This window comes from Streptomyces sp. NPDC014734 (assembly GCF_043083325.1).
Lineage (GTDB): Bacteria > Actinomycetota > Actinomycetes > Streptomycetales > Streptomycetaceae > Streptomyces.
The window spans coordinates 54,772-72,773 of record NZ_JBIBYN010000022.1; the positions used below are offsets into that span (position 1 = coordinate 54,772).

The following is an 18,002-nucleotide window of genomic DNA, read 5'->3' on the forward strand; positions in this document are numbered from 1 at the left end:
GACCTGCGCCGGCCCATCCGGCCCGTACCCATCCACCCACCCCCGCTCATCCCGGATACACGGACCCCGTACGCCTCGCGGCCGACACCCACCTCCGGACCCACCCCGCACCACTCATCCCGCGCATCGCTCCGCCCCACATCACTCGCCTCCCGCAACATCACTCACCTCCCGTATCACTCACCTCCCGCATCACTCACCCCGCATCACTCCGCCCCGACCCAGGGAGCCCTTCCGTGACGCACACGTTCCCCTCCGCCTCCGCCACGCCCGCCTCTCCTTCCGCTTCGGTCTCCCTCTCCTCGTACGACCGCCACCCCCTCCTCTTCGGCCCCTCGCCCGTCCACCGTCTCGACCGGCTCACCGACCACCTCGGCGGCGCCGATATCTGGGCCAAGCGGGAGGACTGCAACTCCGGCATCGCCTACGGAGGCAACAAGACCCGCAAGCTCGAATACCTCGTCGCCGACGCCCTCGCCCAGGGCTGCGACACGCTCGTCTCCATCGGCGGCGTCCAGTCGAACCACACCCGGCAGGTCGCGGCGGTCGCCGCCCGCACCGGCCTCTCGTGCGTCCTCGTCCAGGAGAGCTGGGTCGACTGGCCCGACGCCGTCTACGACAAGGTCGGCAACATCCTGATCAGTCGTCTGGCCGGAGCCGACGTCAGGCTGGTGCGCGCCGGATTCGGCATCGGCGTCAAGGAGAGCTGGGAGCAGGCGATGCGCGAGGTCGAGGAGAGCGGCGGCAAGCCGTACCCCATTCCCGCCGGCGCGTCCGACCATCCGCTCGGCGGGCTCGGCTTCGCGAACTGGGCGTACGAGGTCGCCGAGCAGGAACGCGAGCTCGGTGTCTTCTTCGACACCGTGGTCGTCTGCTCGGTGACCGGCTCCACCCAGGCCGGTATGGTCGCGGGCTTCGCCGCGCTCGAAGAGGCGGGCGGCCGGCCGCGGCGGGTTCTGGGCATCGACGCCTCCGCCGAACCGGCCCGTACCCGTGAGCAGATCACCCGGATCGCGGCGGCCACCGCACGGCTCATCGGTGTGCGCCGCGAACTCACCGCGGACGACATCGAACTGGACGAGCGTTATCACGCGGGCACGTACGGTATTCCTGACGACATCACACTCGACGCAATGCGGATCGCCGCCCGGACCGAGGGAATGATCACCGACCCCGTGTACGAGGGAAAATCGATGGCCGGAACGATCGATCTCGTGAGCCGCGGTGAAATCCCCCAGGAATCCACCGTCCTTTACGCACACCTCGGCGGTCAGCCCGCACTGAACGGCTACAGTGCCCTGTTCCCGGGCGCCTGAGCCCCTCCCGAGCGTACGGGCGCAAGGATTCCGTTAAGGATTTCGCGTCGGTTTCGGCCGAGTGCAGGGAAATGGCGGGCCACGGCTCGGACAGCTCTGCGGCTTCCATACGGAACGCTTACGATCCTCTGCGTGTCCAAACTGACCGACCTGCCCAAACGGATTCTGATCGGAAGGGCGCTGCGCAGCGACAAGCTGGGAGAAACGCTCCTGCCCAAGCGCATCGCCCTTCCGGTCTTCGCATCCGACCCGCTGTCCTCGGTGGCGTACGCACCCGGTGAAGTCCTCCTGGTGCTGTCCGTCGCGGGCGTGTCGGCCTACCACTTCAGCCCGTGGATCGCGCTCGCCGTCGTCGTCCTGATGTTCACGGTCGTCGCGTCGTACCGGCAGAACGTGCACGCCTACCCGAGCGGTGGTGGTGACTACGAGGTCGCCACCACCAACCTCGGCCCCAGGGCGGGGCTCACCGTGGCCAGCGCACTGCTGGTCGACTACGTGCTGACCGTCGCCGTGTCGATCGCCTCCGGGGTCGAGAACCTCGGGTCCGCGATCCCGTTCGTCGTCGAGCACAAGACAGCGGCGGCGATCACCGCCATCGTGCTGCTCACGCTGATGAACCTGCGCGGCGTCAAGGAATCGGGCAAGCTCTTCGCCATCCCCACGTACCTCTTCGTGGCCGGCGTCTTCATCATGATCACCTGGGGTGCGTTCCGGGGCCTGGTCCTCGGCGACACGATGCGTGCCCCGACCTCCGGCTTCGAGATCAGGGCCGAGCACCAGGGACTCGCCGGGTTCGCGCTGGTCTTCCTGCTGCTGCGGGCCTTCTCCTCCGGCTGCGCCGCCCTCACCGGCGTCGAGGCGATCAGCAACGGTGTGCCCGCCTTTCGCAAGCCCAAGAGCAAGAACGCGGCGACGACGCTCGCGATGATGGGCCTGCTGGCCGTCACCATGTTCTGCGGCATCATCGGCCTGGCGATGGCCACCGATGTGAAGATGGCCGAGAACCCGGCCAAGGACCTGATCAGCAACGGTGCGCCGGTCGGCTCCGGATTCGTCCAGGACCCGGTGATCTCCCAGGTCGCGGCAGCCGTCTTCGGCGACGGCACGTTCTTCTTCGTCGTACTCGCGGGGGCCACCGCGCTGGTGCTCTTCCTGGCCGCGAACACCGCTTACAACGGTTTCCCGCTGCTCGGCTCGATCCTCGCCCAGGACCGCTACCTGCCCCGCCAGCTCCACACCCGCGGCGACCGGCTCGCCTTCTCCAACGGCATCGTGCTGCTCGCGGGGGCGGCGATCCTCCTGACCTGGATCTACGGCGCGGACTCGACCCGACTCATCCAGCTCTACATCGTCGGTGTCTTCGTCTCGTTCACCCTCAGCCAGATCGGCATGGTCCGGCACTGGAACCGGCACCTCGCGACGGAGAAGGACCAGGCAAAGAGACGCCACATGAAGCGCTCCCGCGCGATCAACACCTTCGGGGCCTTCCTGACCGGTCTGGTGCTCGTCGTCGTCCTCGCCACCAAGTTCACCCACGGCGCCTGGGTCGCCCTGCTCGGCATGGTGATCTTCTACGGGACGATGACCGCCATCCGCGGCCACTACGACCGTGTCGCCGAGGAGATCGCGGCGGACGAGACCCCGGCGGACGAGACGATGCGCCCCTCCCGGGTCCACTCGATCGTCCTGGTCTCCAAACTGCACCGGCCGACGTTGCGCGCACTCGCCTACGCCAAGCTCATCCGCACCGACAGGATGGAGGCCCTCTCCATCAGCGTCGACCCGGCCGAGACCAAGGCGCTCAGGGAGGACTGGGAACGACGGGGAATCGACATCCCGCTGAAGATCCTCGACTCCCCGTACCGCGAGGTGACCCGCCCCGTCATCGACTACGTGAAGAACCTGCGCCGGGAGAGCCCGCGCGACGTGGTGAGCGTGTACATCCCCGAGTACGTGGTCGGCCACTGGTACGAACACCTCCTGCACAACCAGAGCGCCCTGCGCCTCAAGGGACGACTGCTGTTCACCCCGGGGGTGATGGTCACCTCGGTTCCGTACCAGCTGGAGTCCTCCGAGGCCGCGAGGAAGCGGGCCAGGAAGCGCGCCGAGTGGAACGCGCCGGGCGCGGTGCGCCGCGGTCCCGTCGAGCGCAAGCCCAGGGAACCCACGAACAAGGCCTGACGGAGGACTGTCCCGGCGCAGGATTCTCCCGGCGCTGGACTGCCCCGGCACAGGACAGGCCAGGGCAGGCCAGGGCAGGACTGTCCCGGCGCAGGACTGTCCCGGCGGAGGCGACCGGGACACCCCTCCGTCTCCGTCCGACTCGTGGCGGGTGGCCGGGCGACATCCACGTAGACTCGTAGGTTGTTGTCCGGCCGTACCTTCCCCGAACCCTGGAGCCACCCCCTCATGCAGAACGAATCCACGTCGTCGCTGGTCGGGGAGGAATACGAGGTCGAGGTCGGCCCCGTCGCACACGGCGGCCACTGCATCGCCCGCACCGAGGAGGGCCGGGTCCTCTTCGTACGCCACACACTCCCCGGCGAGAAGGTCGTCGCCCGGATCACCGAGGGCGGGAGCGACTCCCGCTTCCTGCGCGCCGACGCCGTCCGCATCGTCGAAGCCTCCAAGGACCGTGTCGAGGCGCCCTGCCCGTACGCGGGCCCCGGCAAGTGCGGCGGCTGCGACTGGCAGCACGCCAAGCCCGGCGCCCAGCGCAGGCTCAAGGGCGAGGTGATCGCCGAACAGCTCCAGCACCTCGCCGGCCTCACCCCCGAGGAAGCGGGCTGGGACGGCACCGTCATGCCGGCCGAGGGCGACAAGCTCCCGGCGGGCGAGGTACCGGCCTGGCGCACCCGGGTCCAGTACGCCATCGACGAGGACGGCCGCGTCGGCCTGCGCAAGCACCGCTCGCACGACGTCGAGCCCATCGAGCGTTGCCTGATCGCGGCCCCCGGCGTCACCGAACTCGGCGTCGAGAAGCGTGACTGGCCCGGCATGGCGTCCGTCGAGGCCATCGCCGCCACCGGCTCCCACGACCGCCAGGTCATCCTCACCCCGAGGCCCGGCGGCCGGCTTCCCCTCGTCGAACTCGACAAGCCCGTCTCGGTGATGCGCGTCGACGAACGCGACGGCGGCGTCCACCGGGTGCACGGCCGCGCCTTCGTCCGCGAACGCGCCGACGACCGCACCTACCGGGTCGGCTCCGGCGGCTTCTGGCAGGTCCACCCGCAGGCCGCCAACACCCTGGTCCGCGCCGTCATGCAGGGCCTGCTGCCCCGCAAGGGCGACACCGCACTCGACCTGTACTGCGGCGTCGGCCTGTTCGCCGGCGCCATCGGCCAGCGCGTCGGCGAGAAGGGCGCGGTCCTCGGCATCGAGTCCGGCAAGCGCGCCGTCGAGGACGCCCGGCACAACCTCAAGGACCTGGAGCGGGTCCGCATCGAGCACGGCAAGGTCGACCAGGTCCTCCCGCGCACCGGCATCACCGAGTGCGACCTCATCGTCCTCGACCCCCCGCGCGCGGGCGCCGGCAGGTCGACGGTCGCGCACCTGTCCTCACTGGGCGCCCGCCGCATCGCCTACGTGGCCTGCGACCCGGCCGCCCTCGCCCGCGACCTCGCCTACTTCCGGGACGGGGGATACCGGGTGCGGACGCTGCGGGCGTTCGATCTGTTTCCGATGACTCATCATGTGGAGTGCGTGGCGATTCTGGAGCCGGTGAAGAAGGAAGCCTGACCTGCGGTTTTGTGATTCGGGTGAGACACTCGACCTGTTTCCCTCCGTGGAGCGGGTCGAGTGCCGGGCCTGACTCTCGAAGCCTCCTGAACTGCGAATTCATCACGGAGTCGCTTGCGTCCGCGACGTCTTCAAGGTCTCGTTCGGAGATTCTTGACGCTCGTATGACGCTCGAATCGGGAGTCTCAGCCTCACGGACCTCACAGACTGGGGCCGTGTGGGCCGGGCCCTCGGCATGGAGGGCAAGGAACTCCTCCCGGCGGCGGCGCGAGCTGCCATCCCGGTCCCCGGCTCCCTGGAGCCCAGCGCCTGGCAGTCCAAGTGGCAGAGCGTGGCGCCGATCCGAGGTCGTGCTTTCATCCAGCCCGTCCGGGCCAGCAGGTGTGGCATTCGGTTGACCGGATGGGCGGCCCCGAAACCCGGCCCAGGGCATTGCGGACTTGGGTGGGACCACCCTCAGTTGGGCCACGCCGCCGTGCATTCCTCCTTGTGGCCAGCGCCATTGGTCCTGTGGTGTGGTGTGTCCACGTGGTAGAAACCTGATGCTGTTCCCACGCTCTTGATACTTCCACCGACCAGTTGCCCTCGGACGTTTGGAGCCCTCGGCTGTGCCATCCACTCTGTATCGCGACACCGGTTACACGCTCCGGCACCTGATCGAGAACATCGAAGGCGGCCGTATCGGACTCCCCGACATTCAACGCCCGTTCGTCTGGTCCGCGGCGAAGACCCGCGATCTCTTCGACTCGATGTATCGGGGCTACCCGATCGGCACGCTGATGTTCTGGGAGACCGGCGCTGAGGTGGGGACGCGGCAGATCGGAACGGAAGCGAGTGATCGAGCACCCCAGCTGTTGGTCGTCGACGGGCAGCAGCGGCTCACCGCCCTGTTCGCTGTCCTCACCGGGCGCAAGATCGTCACCAAGTCATTCGACGCGATCAACATTCGCATCGCGTTCCACCCGGAGGACCAGACATTCGAGGTCACTGACGCGGCGATCGAGCGGGATGCCCACTTCATTCCGGACATCACTGCGCTCTGGGCCCAAGGTGGTTACAAGCCCACCGTCCGTCGCTTTTTCCAACGGCTCGAAGAGGCTGGCGGACAGCCGTTGTCGGACGCTGCCAAAGATGAGCTCGAAGAACGCATAGATGGTGTCCGGGACCTGCATGATTTTCTCTTCCAGGTTGTGGAGTTGGGTGCTTCGGCTGACGAGGAGCAGGTCGCCGACATCTTCGTGCGCATCAACTCCGAAGGCGTGAAGCTCAATCAGTCCGACTTCATCCTCACTTTGATGTCAGTGCATTGGGAGGAGGGGCGCCGTCAGCTCGAAGAATTCAGCCGCGGCGCGGTGATCTCAGGGCTCCCCGATCCGAGCCCTCGGAACGCCTTTCTGGACCCGAGTCCCGACCAACTGCTGCGCGTAGCCGTCGCTTTCGCCTTCCGGCGTGCCCGGCTGCAGCACGTCTACAGCGTCCTGCGGGGAAAGGACCTTGGAACCGGAAAGGTCACCGCCGCACGACGGCAGGAGCAGTTTGATCGGCTCGCTCAAGCGCACACGAAGGTCCTGGACCTGACCAGCTGGCACGAGTTCTTCCAGTGCGTCAGGATGGCTGGCTTCCGCAGCCGCAAGATGATCACCTCGGACAACGCCCTGCTGTACAGCTACACGATCTGGCTGATTGGACGCCACGATTTCGGGCTGACGGCCGATGAACTCCGTCCCTTGATCGGACGGTGGTTCTTCATGGCGCACACCACCGGTCGGTACTCCAACTCGCCGGAGTCGCAGATGGAGTCCGACCTGGGGCGCATCGGCAGTCTGCCGCCAGGTGATGGCCGAGCCTTCGCTGCGGAACTCGACCGGATCATCGCAGCGAACTTCACCGGCGACTACTGGGACATCTCCCTGCCGAACCGGTTGGACACGTCCTCGTCGCGCTCACCGGTGCTGTTCGCCTACCAGGCTGCGCTCGACATCCTCGACGCCGAAATGCTCCTCGGCGACCAACGGATCCGTGATCTGCTGGACCCCTCAGTCAAACCCGTCAGGGCCGTCGGCCGGGACAACCTGTTCCACGGCAAGGTGCTCGCCGGACTGGGTATTACCGACCGACGCCAAGTCAATGCCATCGCGAACATGGCGTATGTGACGTGGCCGGCGGACGAGCTGTCCAACAGCGACGCACCACATGAATACTGGCCGAGAATCACGGACGCTATGGACCCGAAGGTGCTCGAGCGGCAGGTACGGTGGCACGCGCTCCCGGTCGGCTGGGAACAGCTCGACTATTTCACCTTTCTGGAACGGCGGCGTCAGCTGATAGCCAAGGTTGTGCGGGAAGCGTTCGAAACCCTCAGAGGGGAACGCCCTGCGTACGTCCCGACCACCCCGGCCGACATGATCGCCGCCGGCGAATCCCAGGGCACCGAGTTCAAGGCCAGCGCCCGCTGGAACGTGCACACCCGGCAGGCCGACAAGTCTCTGCGGCACAACATCGTCAAGGCCGTCTGCGGCTTCCTGAACGGCGAGGGCGGAAACCTGTATATCGGCGTCGCCGACGACGGGACCGTCCTCGGTATCGAGAACGACCTCACCACTCTGGAGTCGCAGGCCAGCGTCGACGGATACGAGCTCTTCGTGCGCCAACTCATCGACAGCAGCCTGTCGACCCCGACAGCTACCACCGTCCGCGTAGGCTTCCCCGAAATCGCCAGCAACGTCGTCTGTCAGATCAGTGTTGCCGCGGCAGGCATGCCGGTGTTCGCCAAACCCGCCAAGGGCGGCAACGGCGCCACCGACTTCTGGGTCCGGGTCGGCAATGCCACGAAGCAACTCCACGGTGATGATCTCCTGCGCTACAAGGAGGAACACTGGGGATGAGCGTCCTTATGGCCGGCCCTCCGACCCCAGGGGAATGACCTCGGGCCTGGAAGCGGTCAGGGCGCCCCGCATACCGGCGTCAACCAGACAATCACTCTGGTTTCCGTCCGGGAGCGTTGCCGTCACGGCACAATGGCCAGTGATGACCAGCACCACCGCTCCAGGCTCCGGGCCGCACAGGTTCAGCCCCTTCGCCCACCTCACCGTGCAGAACACCGCCCTCTACCGGCAGGTGATGCGGGCGTTCGCCATGGCCAAGGAACACTTCGCCGTGCATCTGCGTCCCGAGGACGTGTACGCCGCGCTGCCCGGGGGGTGCGGCCCGGCGAGCTGGACGGCGTTGTCAAAGCACTGGACAAGCTGGTCGAGTGGGGGAATCTGCGCGCCGACCCCGACACTGGACGGGTCAGCGCCGTCGAGGACTTCTACCGCAAACGCTTCATCTACCAGCTGACCCGGGCCGGGGAGGCAGCCGGGGAAGCCCTGGCCGCCTACGACGAGGCGCTCGGGCGGCGGGGCGCCCTTCAGGCCATCGCTCTGCACGACATCGTCACGCAGCTGCGCGCCCTTCTCGTCCTCACCGCCGACGAGCAGCCCGACCCGGGCAAGACGTACCTTGCGTTCGACGCGCTCGCGAGCCGGTTCGCCGCTCTCGCCGACAACGCGCGCGCGTTCATGAGTTCGTTGCAGCGCACCATCGACCTGCACGAGGTGGAGGAAGGGGTCTTCCTCGCGTACAAGGACCGCCTCATCCAGTATCTGGAGCGTTTCATCCAGGACCTGATCACCTTGGGCGGACGCATCGCCCAGATCATCCTGGAGCTGGAGGACTCGGGCCGGATCCAGATCCTGCTCAGGGCTGCCGCGGGACGGGAGGCGGCCGACGCCGCGCCCGAGGACGCGGAGCCCGCCGCGCAGAAGGCATACGCCCACTGGGCCGGGCTCACCGCGTGGTTCCTCAGCCGGGACGGCCGCGAGTCGCAGGCCCGCCTGCTGCGTGGCCGCGCGCTGGGGGCCATTCCGCAGATGCTGGCCGTCGTCCGGGTGCTGGGGGGAGCGCCGGGCCGGCCGGTCGGACCGGTCCGCCGATTTCCGCACCCTCGCCCGTTGGTTCGCCGAGGCCCCCGACGACGCGTCGCGGCACCAGCTGTGGCGGGCGGCCTTCGGACTCCACCCCGCCCGGCACCTCACGGCCGACGCGGACACCCTGGCCGCCCGGCTTGCCGCACCGGTGCCCGCCGCAACCCCCTGGGCTGCCGCGGAGCCGCTGCGGATCAGCCCCCAGCTGCGCCGTACCGGCAGTTACGAGCGGCGGGGCAAGCCCCGCAAGGTCGAGGACCGTCAGGAGCGTCGTCGTCACCTCGCCGAGGTGGCGGCCAAGCAGGTGGCCGAGACCGCCGCTGCCCGGGACCGCCTCGTCACCGACGGAGCGGTCAGACTGTCCGAACTCGGCGAGCTCGACCCGGTCTCCTTCGGTCTCTTCCTCCAACTGCTCGGCGACGCACTGGCCACCTGGCGCCCCGGCATGCGGCACACCGTGGCCACCAGCAACGACGGCTCGATGGAGATCAGGCTCAGCGCCCTGGCCGAGGGGCCTCCGGCGGAGATCCGTACACCGTCGGGCACGTTCCACGGTCCCGATCACCTCATCGAGATCGTCGATCTGACCGACGACGACAGGTCGTTGCACGGAGGAAGCGGACGATGACCACGCCACCGGCAGAAGTGCTCGACGGACAGCACGCCGCAGAGCTCCGCAAGGCCGCTCGCACCCTGCTCAAACAGCCGCTCCTGCTCTCCCACGGCAAGCACGCGGACGACTTCCGGCTCGTACGACGGCACGCCGCCGAACTGCGCGAGTGGTTCGACCGCAACACCGGATGGCCACTCCACGTGGACGCCGGGACCGCCCGGCTGCGCAAGATCCCCGGCGTGCTCCACGACGCCACACACCCTGCACGCGAGGCGACCCGCGCCGCCGCCCCCTTCACCCGCCGCCGCTACGTTCTGCTCTGTCTGGCCCTGGCGGCCCTGGAGCGTGGCGAGTCCCAGATCGCCTTCGGCCGTCTCGCCGACCAGGTCGTCCTCGACGCCACCGACCCCGGGCTGGTCGCGTCGGGCATCCACTTCACCCTCGACCGCCGCGACGAGCGCCTCGACCTCGCGGCAGTCGTGCGGCTGCTGCTCGGCCTCGGCGTACTGCGCCGGGTCGCTGAAGACGAGGACGCGTACGTGAACGGAGCGGGCGACGTGCTCTACGACGTCGAACGCCGGGTACTCGCGGGGCTCCTTGCGACACGGCGTGGCCCCTCCACCGTGCAGGCCGAGGCCACCGCCGACCGGCTGGCGCAGCTCGTCGCCGAAACCGCCCTCGACAGCGAGGAACTCCGCTTCCGCGCGATGCGGCACGCACTGACCCGCCGACTCCTGGACGACCCGGTGCTCTACTACGACGAGCTGAGCGACGCCGAACTCGGCTACCTCACCAGACAGCGGGGGTTCCTCACGGCCCGGGTGGCCGAGCTGACCGGTCTGGTGCCCGAGATCCGCGCCGAAGGCATTGCCATGGTCGACCCCGAGGACGACCTCACCGACGTACGGATGCCCGAGCAGGGCACCCACGGCCACATCACCCTGCTGCTTGCCGAGCACCTGGCGGGGGCGGCCCGGCCCGTCACCACCCACCAGCTCACCCAGCGGGTACGGGAACTCGCCCTCGTACACGGCACGTTCTGGTCCAAGGCCGCGCGAGAGCCGGGCACGGAGGCCGAGCTCGTCGAGCAGGCCGTCGCCCGGCTCGCCGCCCTCGGCCTCGTCTCCCGGACCGCCGACGGAGCCGACCCCCGCCCCGCGCTGACGCGTTACGCAGTCGGTGAACCCGTCGTACTCGAACCAGGAACACCACCCACAGTCACACCCGGCAGCGCGCGCACGCCGGCACAGCGAAAGGCCGGTCAGGCGTGACCAACCCGCTTCCCGAACCCCTTCGCACCCGCTGGCAGCCCCTGCGCATCGGGCTCGTCGACCTCTTCCACTACGACGTGGAGGAGTTCCACTTCCGTGACGGGCGACTGCTGCTGCGCGGTAACAATGGCACCGGCAAGTCCAAGGTGCTCGCCCTCACCCTGCCCTTCCTCCTTGACGGCGACCTGAGCCCGCGCAGGGTGGAGCCGGATGGGGACCCGGGCAAGCGGATGGAGTGGAACCTCCTGCTCGGCGGCGAGCACCCGCACACCGAGCGCCTCGGCTACACCTGGATCGAGTTTGAGAGACACGACGCGAGCACCGGGGAGAGCCACTTCCGTACGCTGCTCTGCGGGCTGAAGGCCGTGAGCGGACGCGGGATCGCCCGGCACTGGTACGCGGTCACCGAGCTGCGCGTCCAGCACGGACTCGGTACACCCGTGGAGGGCTTCCTCAGCCTGGTCGACGCCACCGGTACGGCCCTGACCAGGGATCGTCTCGCCGAAGCCGTCGCTGGTCACGGCATGGTGTACGACCAGGCGAAGACCTACCGCAGAGCCGTGGACGAGGCCCTCTTCGGGCTCGGCGAGCAGCGGTACGGCGCCCTGGTCGACCTGCTCGTCCAGCTGCGCCAGCCTCAGCTGTCCAAGCGCCCCAACGAGGCAGCCCTGTCCCGCGCCCTCACCGAGGCCCTGCCGCCGGTGGACCAGGCCGTGATCGCCGACGTGGCCGAGGCGTTCCGGTCCCTCGACGAGGAGAAGACCGAACTGGCGGCGGCCTCCGCGGCGGAGCGTGCCGCCGCCGGCTTCCTGGAGCACTACCGGCGCTACGCACGCGTCGCCACCCGTCGCCGTGCCCGGCTGCCACGGTCCGAGCACTCCCGCTACGAGCATCGCCAAAGCGACCTTGCCGAGGCACAGGCACAGCAGGCCGGGGCCGAGGAGGAACGGTAGGCGGCAACCGAGCTCATCGCGAGGCTGGAGAAGCAGCAGAACCAGCTCCGCGCCCAGGACGCGGCTCTGCGGGAGAGCCCCGAGATGCGCAGCGCCCGAAGCCTTGAGCAGGCACACCACGAGGTGGAGCGCACAGCGCATGCGGCAGAGCGCGCGGAGAGCGACCGGGGCCAGGCGGCGCGGCTGCACGACAAGGGCCTCCAGCGGCTCGGCGCCGCCGAGAACCGGCTGCGGGCGGCCGACCGGCATGCGCAGAACATCTACCGGCAGGCGGCAAAGGCCGCGGCGACCGCCCGGGTCGTCTTCCCCGCGAACGACCTGCCGGATGACGGGCGCGCCCCGAGTGAACTACGCGGCGCCGTCGAGGAGTCCGTGGAACGGGGTCACCGCAGTGCGCACCTCGGAGGAACGGCGCACGCACGCCGTCCGGCTGGACGAAGCCGACGCGGACCGGTCCGCGGCCGCTGAGGAGCTCGGCCGGGCAGAGGAGGAGGCGGTGCGCGCGGGCCGGGCGCTGCTGGACGAGGTCCGCACCCGTGCCCGTGGCTGGACCGAGCTCGCCTACGCGGACGAGCCCGGTCTGCTGGACGAACTCCAGGAATGGGTGGGTCGCCTCCACAGCCCGTACCCGGCACGGGCCGAGGCCGCGCGCGCCCACAGCGCCGCATCCGCACGGCTGGCCGAGCAGGGCGCCGCCGCCGGCCGGCGCCGTGCCGAACTCACCGGGCAGGCCGACGGGCTGCGGCAGGAACTCGCCGCGCTGGAGGCCGGCGGGCGACGTCCGCCGCAACCGCCGCACACCCGCACCCCCGGCCTGCGCGAGCGTCTGACGGGTGCCCCGCTGTGGCGGCTGGTGGACTTCGAGAACGGGCTCTCCGCAGCGGAACAGGCCGGTCTTGAGGCCGCCTTGGAGGCGTCCGGGATGCTGGATGCCTGGGTGCTGCCCAGCGGCACGGTTCTCACCGCCGACAGCCACGAGGTGCTGCTCGCCCCGGCAGGGGCTCCGGTGCGGGTCGCGTCGCTCGCGCACCTGCTGCGCCCGGCCGTGGACCAGGGGGACGCGGGGGGACGCTGCCGTGGGCGAAGCGACCGTGGCCCGGGTGCTTGCCGCGATCGGCGCCGGTGCCGTGGGTGCCGAGCAGGGTGGCGCCGGGCCGGCGGGCGAAGCCGGAACGTGGGTCGCGGTCGACGGCCGCTTCCGGGTCGGCGCGCTGACCGGCCGATGGGCCAAGGCCACCGCCGAGTACATCGGCGAGGGTGCGCGGGAGGCTGCCAGGCGGGCCCGCATCGAAACGATCACCGGTGAACTCAACTTATTGCAGGGAGAGTTGACGACCCTTGCGGAACTGCTCGGTGCGTTGGCCGCCCGCCGCGAGGTGCTGGACGCGGAGGTGGCGGACGTACCGGACGAGACCGCTCTCACCCGCGCGCACGCCCGCGTGGCCGCCGCGGCTCAGTCCCTGCGCCGGGCCGGTGGGCGGCGCGAGGAGCGGGCCGCCGCCCTTCTGGAGGCGGCCGGCCGGAGCGAGGCGGCGGCGGAACTCGCCCGGACCGCAGAGGACCTGAGGATGCCGTCCGACGAGGACGGGCTGACAGCGGTACGTGACGCACTCGGCGCCCTCGCCGAGGTGTTGGCAGCCCTCTAGCCCGCCCTGCGTGAGCGCGGCGAGGCTGACGGCCAGGTCGCCGAGGAGCGTACCGAGGCCGGACAGGCGGCCGAGCGTGCCGCAGAGCTCGCGGAGCGCGCGAAGGACGCAGAGAACGAGGCGGCGGCGGCCGACGAGCGCTTCAGCACCTTGCGTTCCACGGTGGGCGCCGCCATCGACGAGCTTCAGCGCCTGTTGGCGCGGACCGCGGAGGCGTCGCGCACCTGCGAGAGCGAGCAGCAGGCCGCCCACCGGCGTCATGCCGAGGCCGACCGGGCCGCGAGCCGGACCGAAGGCCGTATCGAGCAGTTGCACGAAGGGCTGGCGGAGGCGGCCGAGGCGCGTACGGAGGCGATTGCCGCACTCCAGCGGTTCACCGCCACCGGACTGATGACTGTGGCTGTGCCCGACATCGAGGTGCCCGCCGTGGAAGGCGGAGCATGGGCCGCGCCCCCCCCGCAATCACGCTGGCCCGCGCCATCGACGCGGAACTGTCCTCCACCGACGACTCCGACAGCGCCTGGGAACGGGTGCAGCGCCGGCTCAGCGAGGAGTTCAAGACCCTCCAGGACACCCTGTCCCGGCACGGACACCGGGCGTCCGCCCGGATGGTGGAGGACGGCATGGTCGTCGACATCACGTATCAGGGCCGCGAACGAGCCGTACCGGACCTGGCCGCGGCACTGGCCGTCGAGGTCGGCGAACTGTCCTGCATCCTGTCCGCACGGGAGCGGGAGATCCTGGAGACCCACGTGGTCACGGAGGTCGCGGGGACGCTCCAGGAGCTGATCGGTGCGGCCGAGCGGCAGGTGCGGGACATGAACGTCGAACTGGAGGAGCGGCCGACCTCCACCGGCATGCGGCTGAGGCTGGTGTGGCGGGCATCCCGCAAGGCCCCCGCCGGGCTGGCCCCGGCCAGGGAGCGGCTGCGCCGGTCGGCCGACGTCTGGACCGCCGAGGACCGCGCGGCCGTGGGTGAGTTCCTCTCGGAGCAGATCGCCCGCCAGCACACCGACGACGCCTCGGGCAGCTGGCTGGATCACCTCACCGCCGCACTCGACTACCGGACCTGGCACGAGTTCGGGGTCGAGCGGCACCAGCAGGGCCGCTGGATCCCGGCCACGGGACCCGCCTCCGGCGGCGAACGGGTGCTCGCCGTGTCGGTGCCACTGTTCGCCGCCGCGTCCTCCCACTACGCGAGTGCGGGCAGCCCGTACGCACCGCGCCTGGTCACCCTCGACGAGGCGTTCGCCGGAGTGGACGACGACTCCCGCGCCAAGTGCCTGGGCCTGCTACCCGCAGGTGCCCGGCATCGCCATCGCCCAGCTGTCGCGGATCGACGAGGTCGCGGCGGTGCTCGTCACCCGGTGGGAGTGGGACGGCACCCGAAGGCGGCGCGGCGCGGACCCGGCGGTGCCCGATGGTGCGGTGCCCGCACCCCGCACCGAGGCGTCGGAACCTCAGTGGAAGTGACCCCCGGGACTGCGTCGACGATCGATGACGTACGGCTGCGCAGACTCCTCGGCGCACCCGCCCTCAGCTGGCTGGTCGACCGTGCGCGCCGACGCCTGGAGCGCGGGCAACCGCTCACCGGACCGGTATCGCTGAGCGCGCCCACGGCGGACCAACGGATGGCGGCGGAAAGGCTGTTGGGGCGCGCGCCGGGTGGCGGACGGTCCCTGTCCGTGCGCCTCGAGGCGGTGGACGACCTGCTGCGCCGCTCAGGCGTCAGCCCGGCGGGACTGGCCGCCGCCGTGGTGGCGCTCACCGGCCCGGTCACCGTCCTCGGCCAGGTGCGCGCCGAGGAGCACCGGGCCTGGGCCCAGGCGTACGCCCCGCTCGAAGTCTTGGCCGACGAGGTCCCCGCCCTCAGACCCTGGGCCGAACGGCTCCGCAGCGACGGTCTCGTACGACGCCACGTCGGCACACCCACCGCAGCGGCCGACCTGCTCGGCAAGGTGGCCACTGTCGTGAGAGCCGTTCCGGTGGAGCCGGCGGTGTCGCTCCCCACGTTCGCCTCCCAGCTCCTGGGCAGCGCCCACGCCCTGGACGACGGGACCCCGCTCTGCACCCTCACCCTCTCCGGCGTCCGGGCGCTGACCGGGGTCCCCGACACGGGTGGCGCGCAGGGGCGGTGCGAGGCGTGGGCATCGGTGGGACTGCTGCGCGACGAGCTGTCCTCGACGGTGCTCGCCCTGAATCTGCGGGGGACTCCTGCCCTGGACTGGATGGCCGACGCGGGCGAGCCCGCCGTGCTCACTCTGCGGCAGCTGACCCGGCGCCCGCCCCGCTCGGCGCCGCCGACAGTCCGGATCTGCGAGAACCCGGCGGTGCTCGCCGCGGCCGCCGATACGTACGGCACCCGGTGCGCGCCGCTGGTCTGCCTCCAGGGCCAGCCGTCCGCCGCCGCCCTCGCCCTCCTGGGCCATCTCCACACGCACGGCAGCCGCTTCCGCTACCACGGCGACTTCGACTGGGGCGGCCTGCGGATCGCCGCCGCCCTGCTGCGACGGGTCCCCTGGACCCCGTGGCGCTACACCGCGGCGGACTACCGCACCGCCGTACACACCCTGCCCGCCGGCCCACCCCTCACCGGGGTGCGGGCCGAAGCCCCGTGGGACCCGGAGCTGCCGGACGCGTTGCAGGAGGCGGGGGTGCGGGTGGAGGAGGAGGCGGTGCTGGGGGATCTGCTGTCCGATCTCGGGTGAGATGAGGAGACGGGCCCTCCGCCACGTCCGGGACGACGTCCTCGTCCGACGGCGCGAACCGGTCCGCACCCTCGACGCCACGGCTCCCGACCGTGCTGCTACGTGGTAGGCGCGCACCGGTTGCATGCACCCTGCATCACCGGGCGTCTTCTTCGGCCGGGGCGGCATGTGGGGAGCCCCGTATGTCGCCAACACTGAGGCCGGTACGGCTGCGGGCGTTGGCCTCGGCGACGCGGGCGCTCAGCAACTCGGCGGGGTCGAGGAGCCGTAGGCGGGCCGGGTCCGCGTCCCAGGGGCCGTCGGCATTCCGGCGCGAATGCCCTCCTCGCGGGGCAGGCGGGTCGAGTTTCGGCTCGCTCCCCGTATTCGCGCATGTCAAGCGACAAGCCCCTGACGGTCCCCTATCCGGAGCGTTAGAGTGAACCTTCTGTGAAGGCGTGACGCGCCCCCACGAGAGCGGCGCGAGAGGGTGACGCGGAAGACATGACTGAGAGGCCCACGCAAATCGGCCGGTACACGGTCGAGCGGGAGCTGGGCGCGGGGGGCATGGGGCAGGTTTACCTGGCCTACTCGCCGGGCGGTGACCCGGTCGCCGTGAAGGTGATCAGGAACGACAGGCTCGACCAGGCGACCCGAGCGCGCTTCGAGAAAGAGGCGCTGATCGCCCGGACGGTCGTCGGGACCAACCGGGTGGCCCGTTTCCTCGACGCCGATCCGTACGCGGCCCAGCCATGGATGGCCGTCGAGTATGTGCCCGGTCGTACCGTCCAGGAGCAGGTGGAGAGCGCCGGAACCCTGTCGGTCCCGCTCGTGGCCAGTCTCGGCGCGCTGCTTGCCGAGGGCCTGGAGGCGGTACACGCCGTCGACCTGCTGCACCGCGACCTCAAGCCGCAGAACGTCATGCTCGGCGAGTACGGCCCCATCCTGATCGACTTCGGTCTCGGGGCTTTCATGGACGCGGGCAAGAACACGCTCACCCAGGAAGGCATGATCGTCGGCACGGTGCGCTGCATGCCGCCGGAGCAGGCGCTCGGCCGCTCCCGGGTGCAGGCTCCGGCCGACGTGTACGGCCTGGGCACGGTTCTGTTGTACGCGGCGACCGGCCGCTACCCGTACGAGGGCAACGGCTGGCCCGCGATCGTCGCCAAGGTCACCGACGAGTCCCACCCGCCGGACCTATCCGGCCTGCCGGGGGTGCTCGTCCCACTGGTCGCAGGCATGTTCGCCCACGCTCCGGAGGACCGGCCCAGCCTCACCGAAGTCACCGCCCAATGCGTGGAGCTGATCAAGGCCTCAGGGTTCACACCGGTCGAGGCGCGGTATGCGCTGATCGACGTCTCGGCCCACCCCGGGAAGGCCGTGGAGAGCCGGCCGGGTCCTTCGCCGGCCGTGTGGGAGCGCATCACCACGCAGTACGTCGACGTACTCGACGTGCACACCCCGGTCGTGGACGAGGAGGGTCTGGACAGCCCGCTGGACCGCCCTGACCGCAGCGACCCACCTGACGACGAGGAGCAGCCGTCGTCTCCGGTCCCGGCGGGGGGTGACGCCGAGCTTCCCGTTGCGCCGCCGGCCAAGGCCCGAGCCGGTGAGCAGACGCCCCGCCCCACGGATCGGACGCCACCCGAGCCCCGCCGCAGACCCGGCCGGAAGCCGGCCTCGCAGAAGGTGGCCGAGGAACTGAGGGCCAGATACGCGATGCAAGCGGCCCTGTAACGGGTCCGAGCGGGCGGTACCGGTGTGCGCCCGCATTGCTATGGGGAAGTGGGCGGGAGGCCCGGCACCGCTGCGC

The 18,002-nt window shown here is 70.3% G+C and carries 11 protein-coding genes and 1 pseudogene; all 12 read left to right on the forward strand.

Going from position 1 to position 18,002, the window contains the following annotated elements; all coding sequences use genetic code 11:
- The first annotated feature begins 236 nt into the window (after positions 1 to 236).
- The 12 genes and pseudogenes from ACF1CT_RS28980 (at position 237) to ACF1CT_RS29035 (ending at position 17,926) form a co-directional block, all read left to right on the forward strand.
- The gene (locus ACF1CT_RS28980; RefSeq protein WP_391786931.1) at positions 237 to 1,316 is read left to right on the forward strand and encodes a 1-aminocyclopropane-1-carboxylate deaminase; all 1,080 of its coding nucleotides are present in this window, start codon (positions 237 to 239) and stop codon (positions 1,314 to 1,316) included.
- A gap of 132 nt (positions 1,317 to 1,448) precedes the next feature.
- On the forward strand, positions 1,449 to 3,497 hold the full coding sequence (locus ACF1CT_RS28985; protein ID WP_391786932.1) for an APC family permease: 2,049 nt from the start codon (positions 1,449 to 1,451) through the stop codon (positions 3,495 to 3,497).
- A gap of 228 nt (positions 3,498 to 3,725) precedes the next feature.
- On the forward strand, positions 3,726 to 5,054 hold the full coding sequence (locus ACF1CT_RS28990; RefSeq protein ID WP_391786933.1) for a class I SAM-dependent RNA methyltransferase: 1,329 nt from the start codon (positions 3,726 to 3,728) through the stop codon (positions 5,052 to 5,054).
- A 608-nt stretch (positions 5,055 to 5,662) separates the two neighbouring features.
- Entirely contained in the window at positions 5,663 to 7,939 is a 2,277-nt protein-coding gene (locus ACF1CT_RS28995) for a DUF262 domain-containing protein (protein ID WP_391786934.1), read from the forward strand.
- Positions 7,940 to 8,189: 250 nt separating this feature from the next.
- Positions 8,190 to 8,932 (forward strand): annotated as a pseudogene (locus tag ACF1CT_RS29000) (TIGR02677 family protein); the annotation flags it as partial.
- A gap of 4 nt (positions 8,933 to 8,936) precedes the next feature.
- A complete protein-coding gene (locus tag ACF1CT_RS29005) occupies positions 8,937 to 9,647 on the forward strand; it encodes a TIGR02677 family protein (protein WP_391786986.1) in 711 nt (236 codons plus the stop codon).
- Positions 9,644 to 10,903 (forward strand): TIGR02678 family protein, encoded by a 1,260-nt coding sequence (locus tag ACF1CT_RS29010; protein WP_391786987.1) that lies wholly within the window; start codon positions 9,644 to 9,646, stop codon positions 10,901 to 10,903. Before ACF1CT_RS29005 ends, ACF1CT_RS29010 begins: the two co-directional genes overlap by 4 nt.
- Positions 10,900 to 11,856: a hypothetical protein gene (locus ACF1CT_RS29015; protein ID WP_391786935.1), complete on the forward strand. Its 957-nt coding sequence runs from the start codon at positions 10,900 to 10,902 to the stop codon at positions 11,854 to 11,856. Before ACF1CT_RS29010 ends, ACF1CT_RS29015 begins: the two co-directional genes overlap by 4 nt.
- An 84-nt stretch (positions 11,857 to 11,940) precedes the next feature.
- Positions 11,941 to 12,324, forward strand: coding sequence for a hypothetical protein (locus ACF1CT_RS29020; protein WP_391786936.1), 384 nt, complete (start codon positions 11,941 to 11,943; stop codon positions 12,322 to 12,324).
- A 608-nt stretch (positions 12,325 to 12,932) separates the two neighbouring features.
- A complete protein-coding gene (locus tag ACF1CT_RS29025) occupies positions 12,933 to 13,502 on the forward strand; it encodes a hypothetical protein (protein ID WP_391786937.1) in 570 nt (189 codons plus the stop codon).
- A 440-nt stretch (positions 13,503 to 13,942) separates the two neighbouring features.
- Positions 13,943 to 16,210 (forward strand): TIGR02679 family protein, encoded by a 2,268-nt coding sequence (locus tag ACF1CT_RS29030; protein WP_391786938.1) that lies wholly within the window; start codon positions 13,943 to 13,945, stop codon positions 16,208 to 16,210.
- A gap of 483 nt (positions 16,211 to 16,693) precedes the next feature.
- Positions 16,694 to 17,926 (forward strand): serine/threonine-protein kinase, encoded by a 1,233-nt coding sequence (locus ACF1CT_RS29035; protein WP_391786939.1) that lies wholly within the window; start codon positions 16,694 to 16,696, stop codon positions 17,924 to 17,926.
- Positions 17,927 to 18,002 lie beyond the last annotated feature (76 nt).

Coding starts and splice junctions, on each gene's coding strand:
- ACF1CT_RS28990 (WP_391786933.1), top strand. CDS start 3,726: ATGCAGAACGAATCCACGTCGTCGCTGGTCGGGGAGGAATACGAGGTC.
- ACF1CT_RS29020 (WP_391786936.1), top strand. CDS start 11,941: ATGCGCAGCGCCCGAAGCCTTGAGCAGGCACACCACGAGGTGGAGCGC.
- ACF1CT_RS29030 (WP_391786938.1), top strand. CDS start 13,943: ATGGGCCGCGCCCCCCCCGCAATCACGCTGGCCCGCGCCATCGACGCG.
- ACF1CT_RS29035 (WP_391786939.1), top strand. CDS start 16,694: ATGACTGAGAGGCCCACGCAAATCGGCCGGTACACGGTCGAGCGGGAG.
- ACF1CT_RS29010 (WP_391786987.1), top strand. CDS start 9,644: ATGACCACGCCACCGGCAGAAGTGCTCGACGGACAGCACGCCGCAGAG.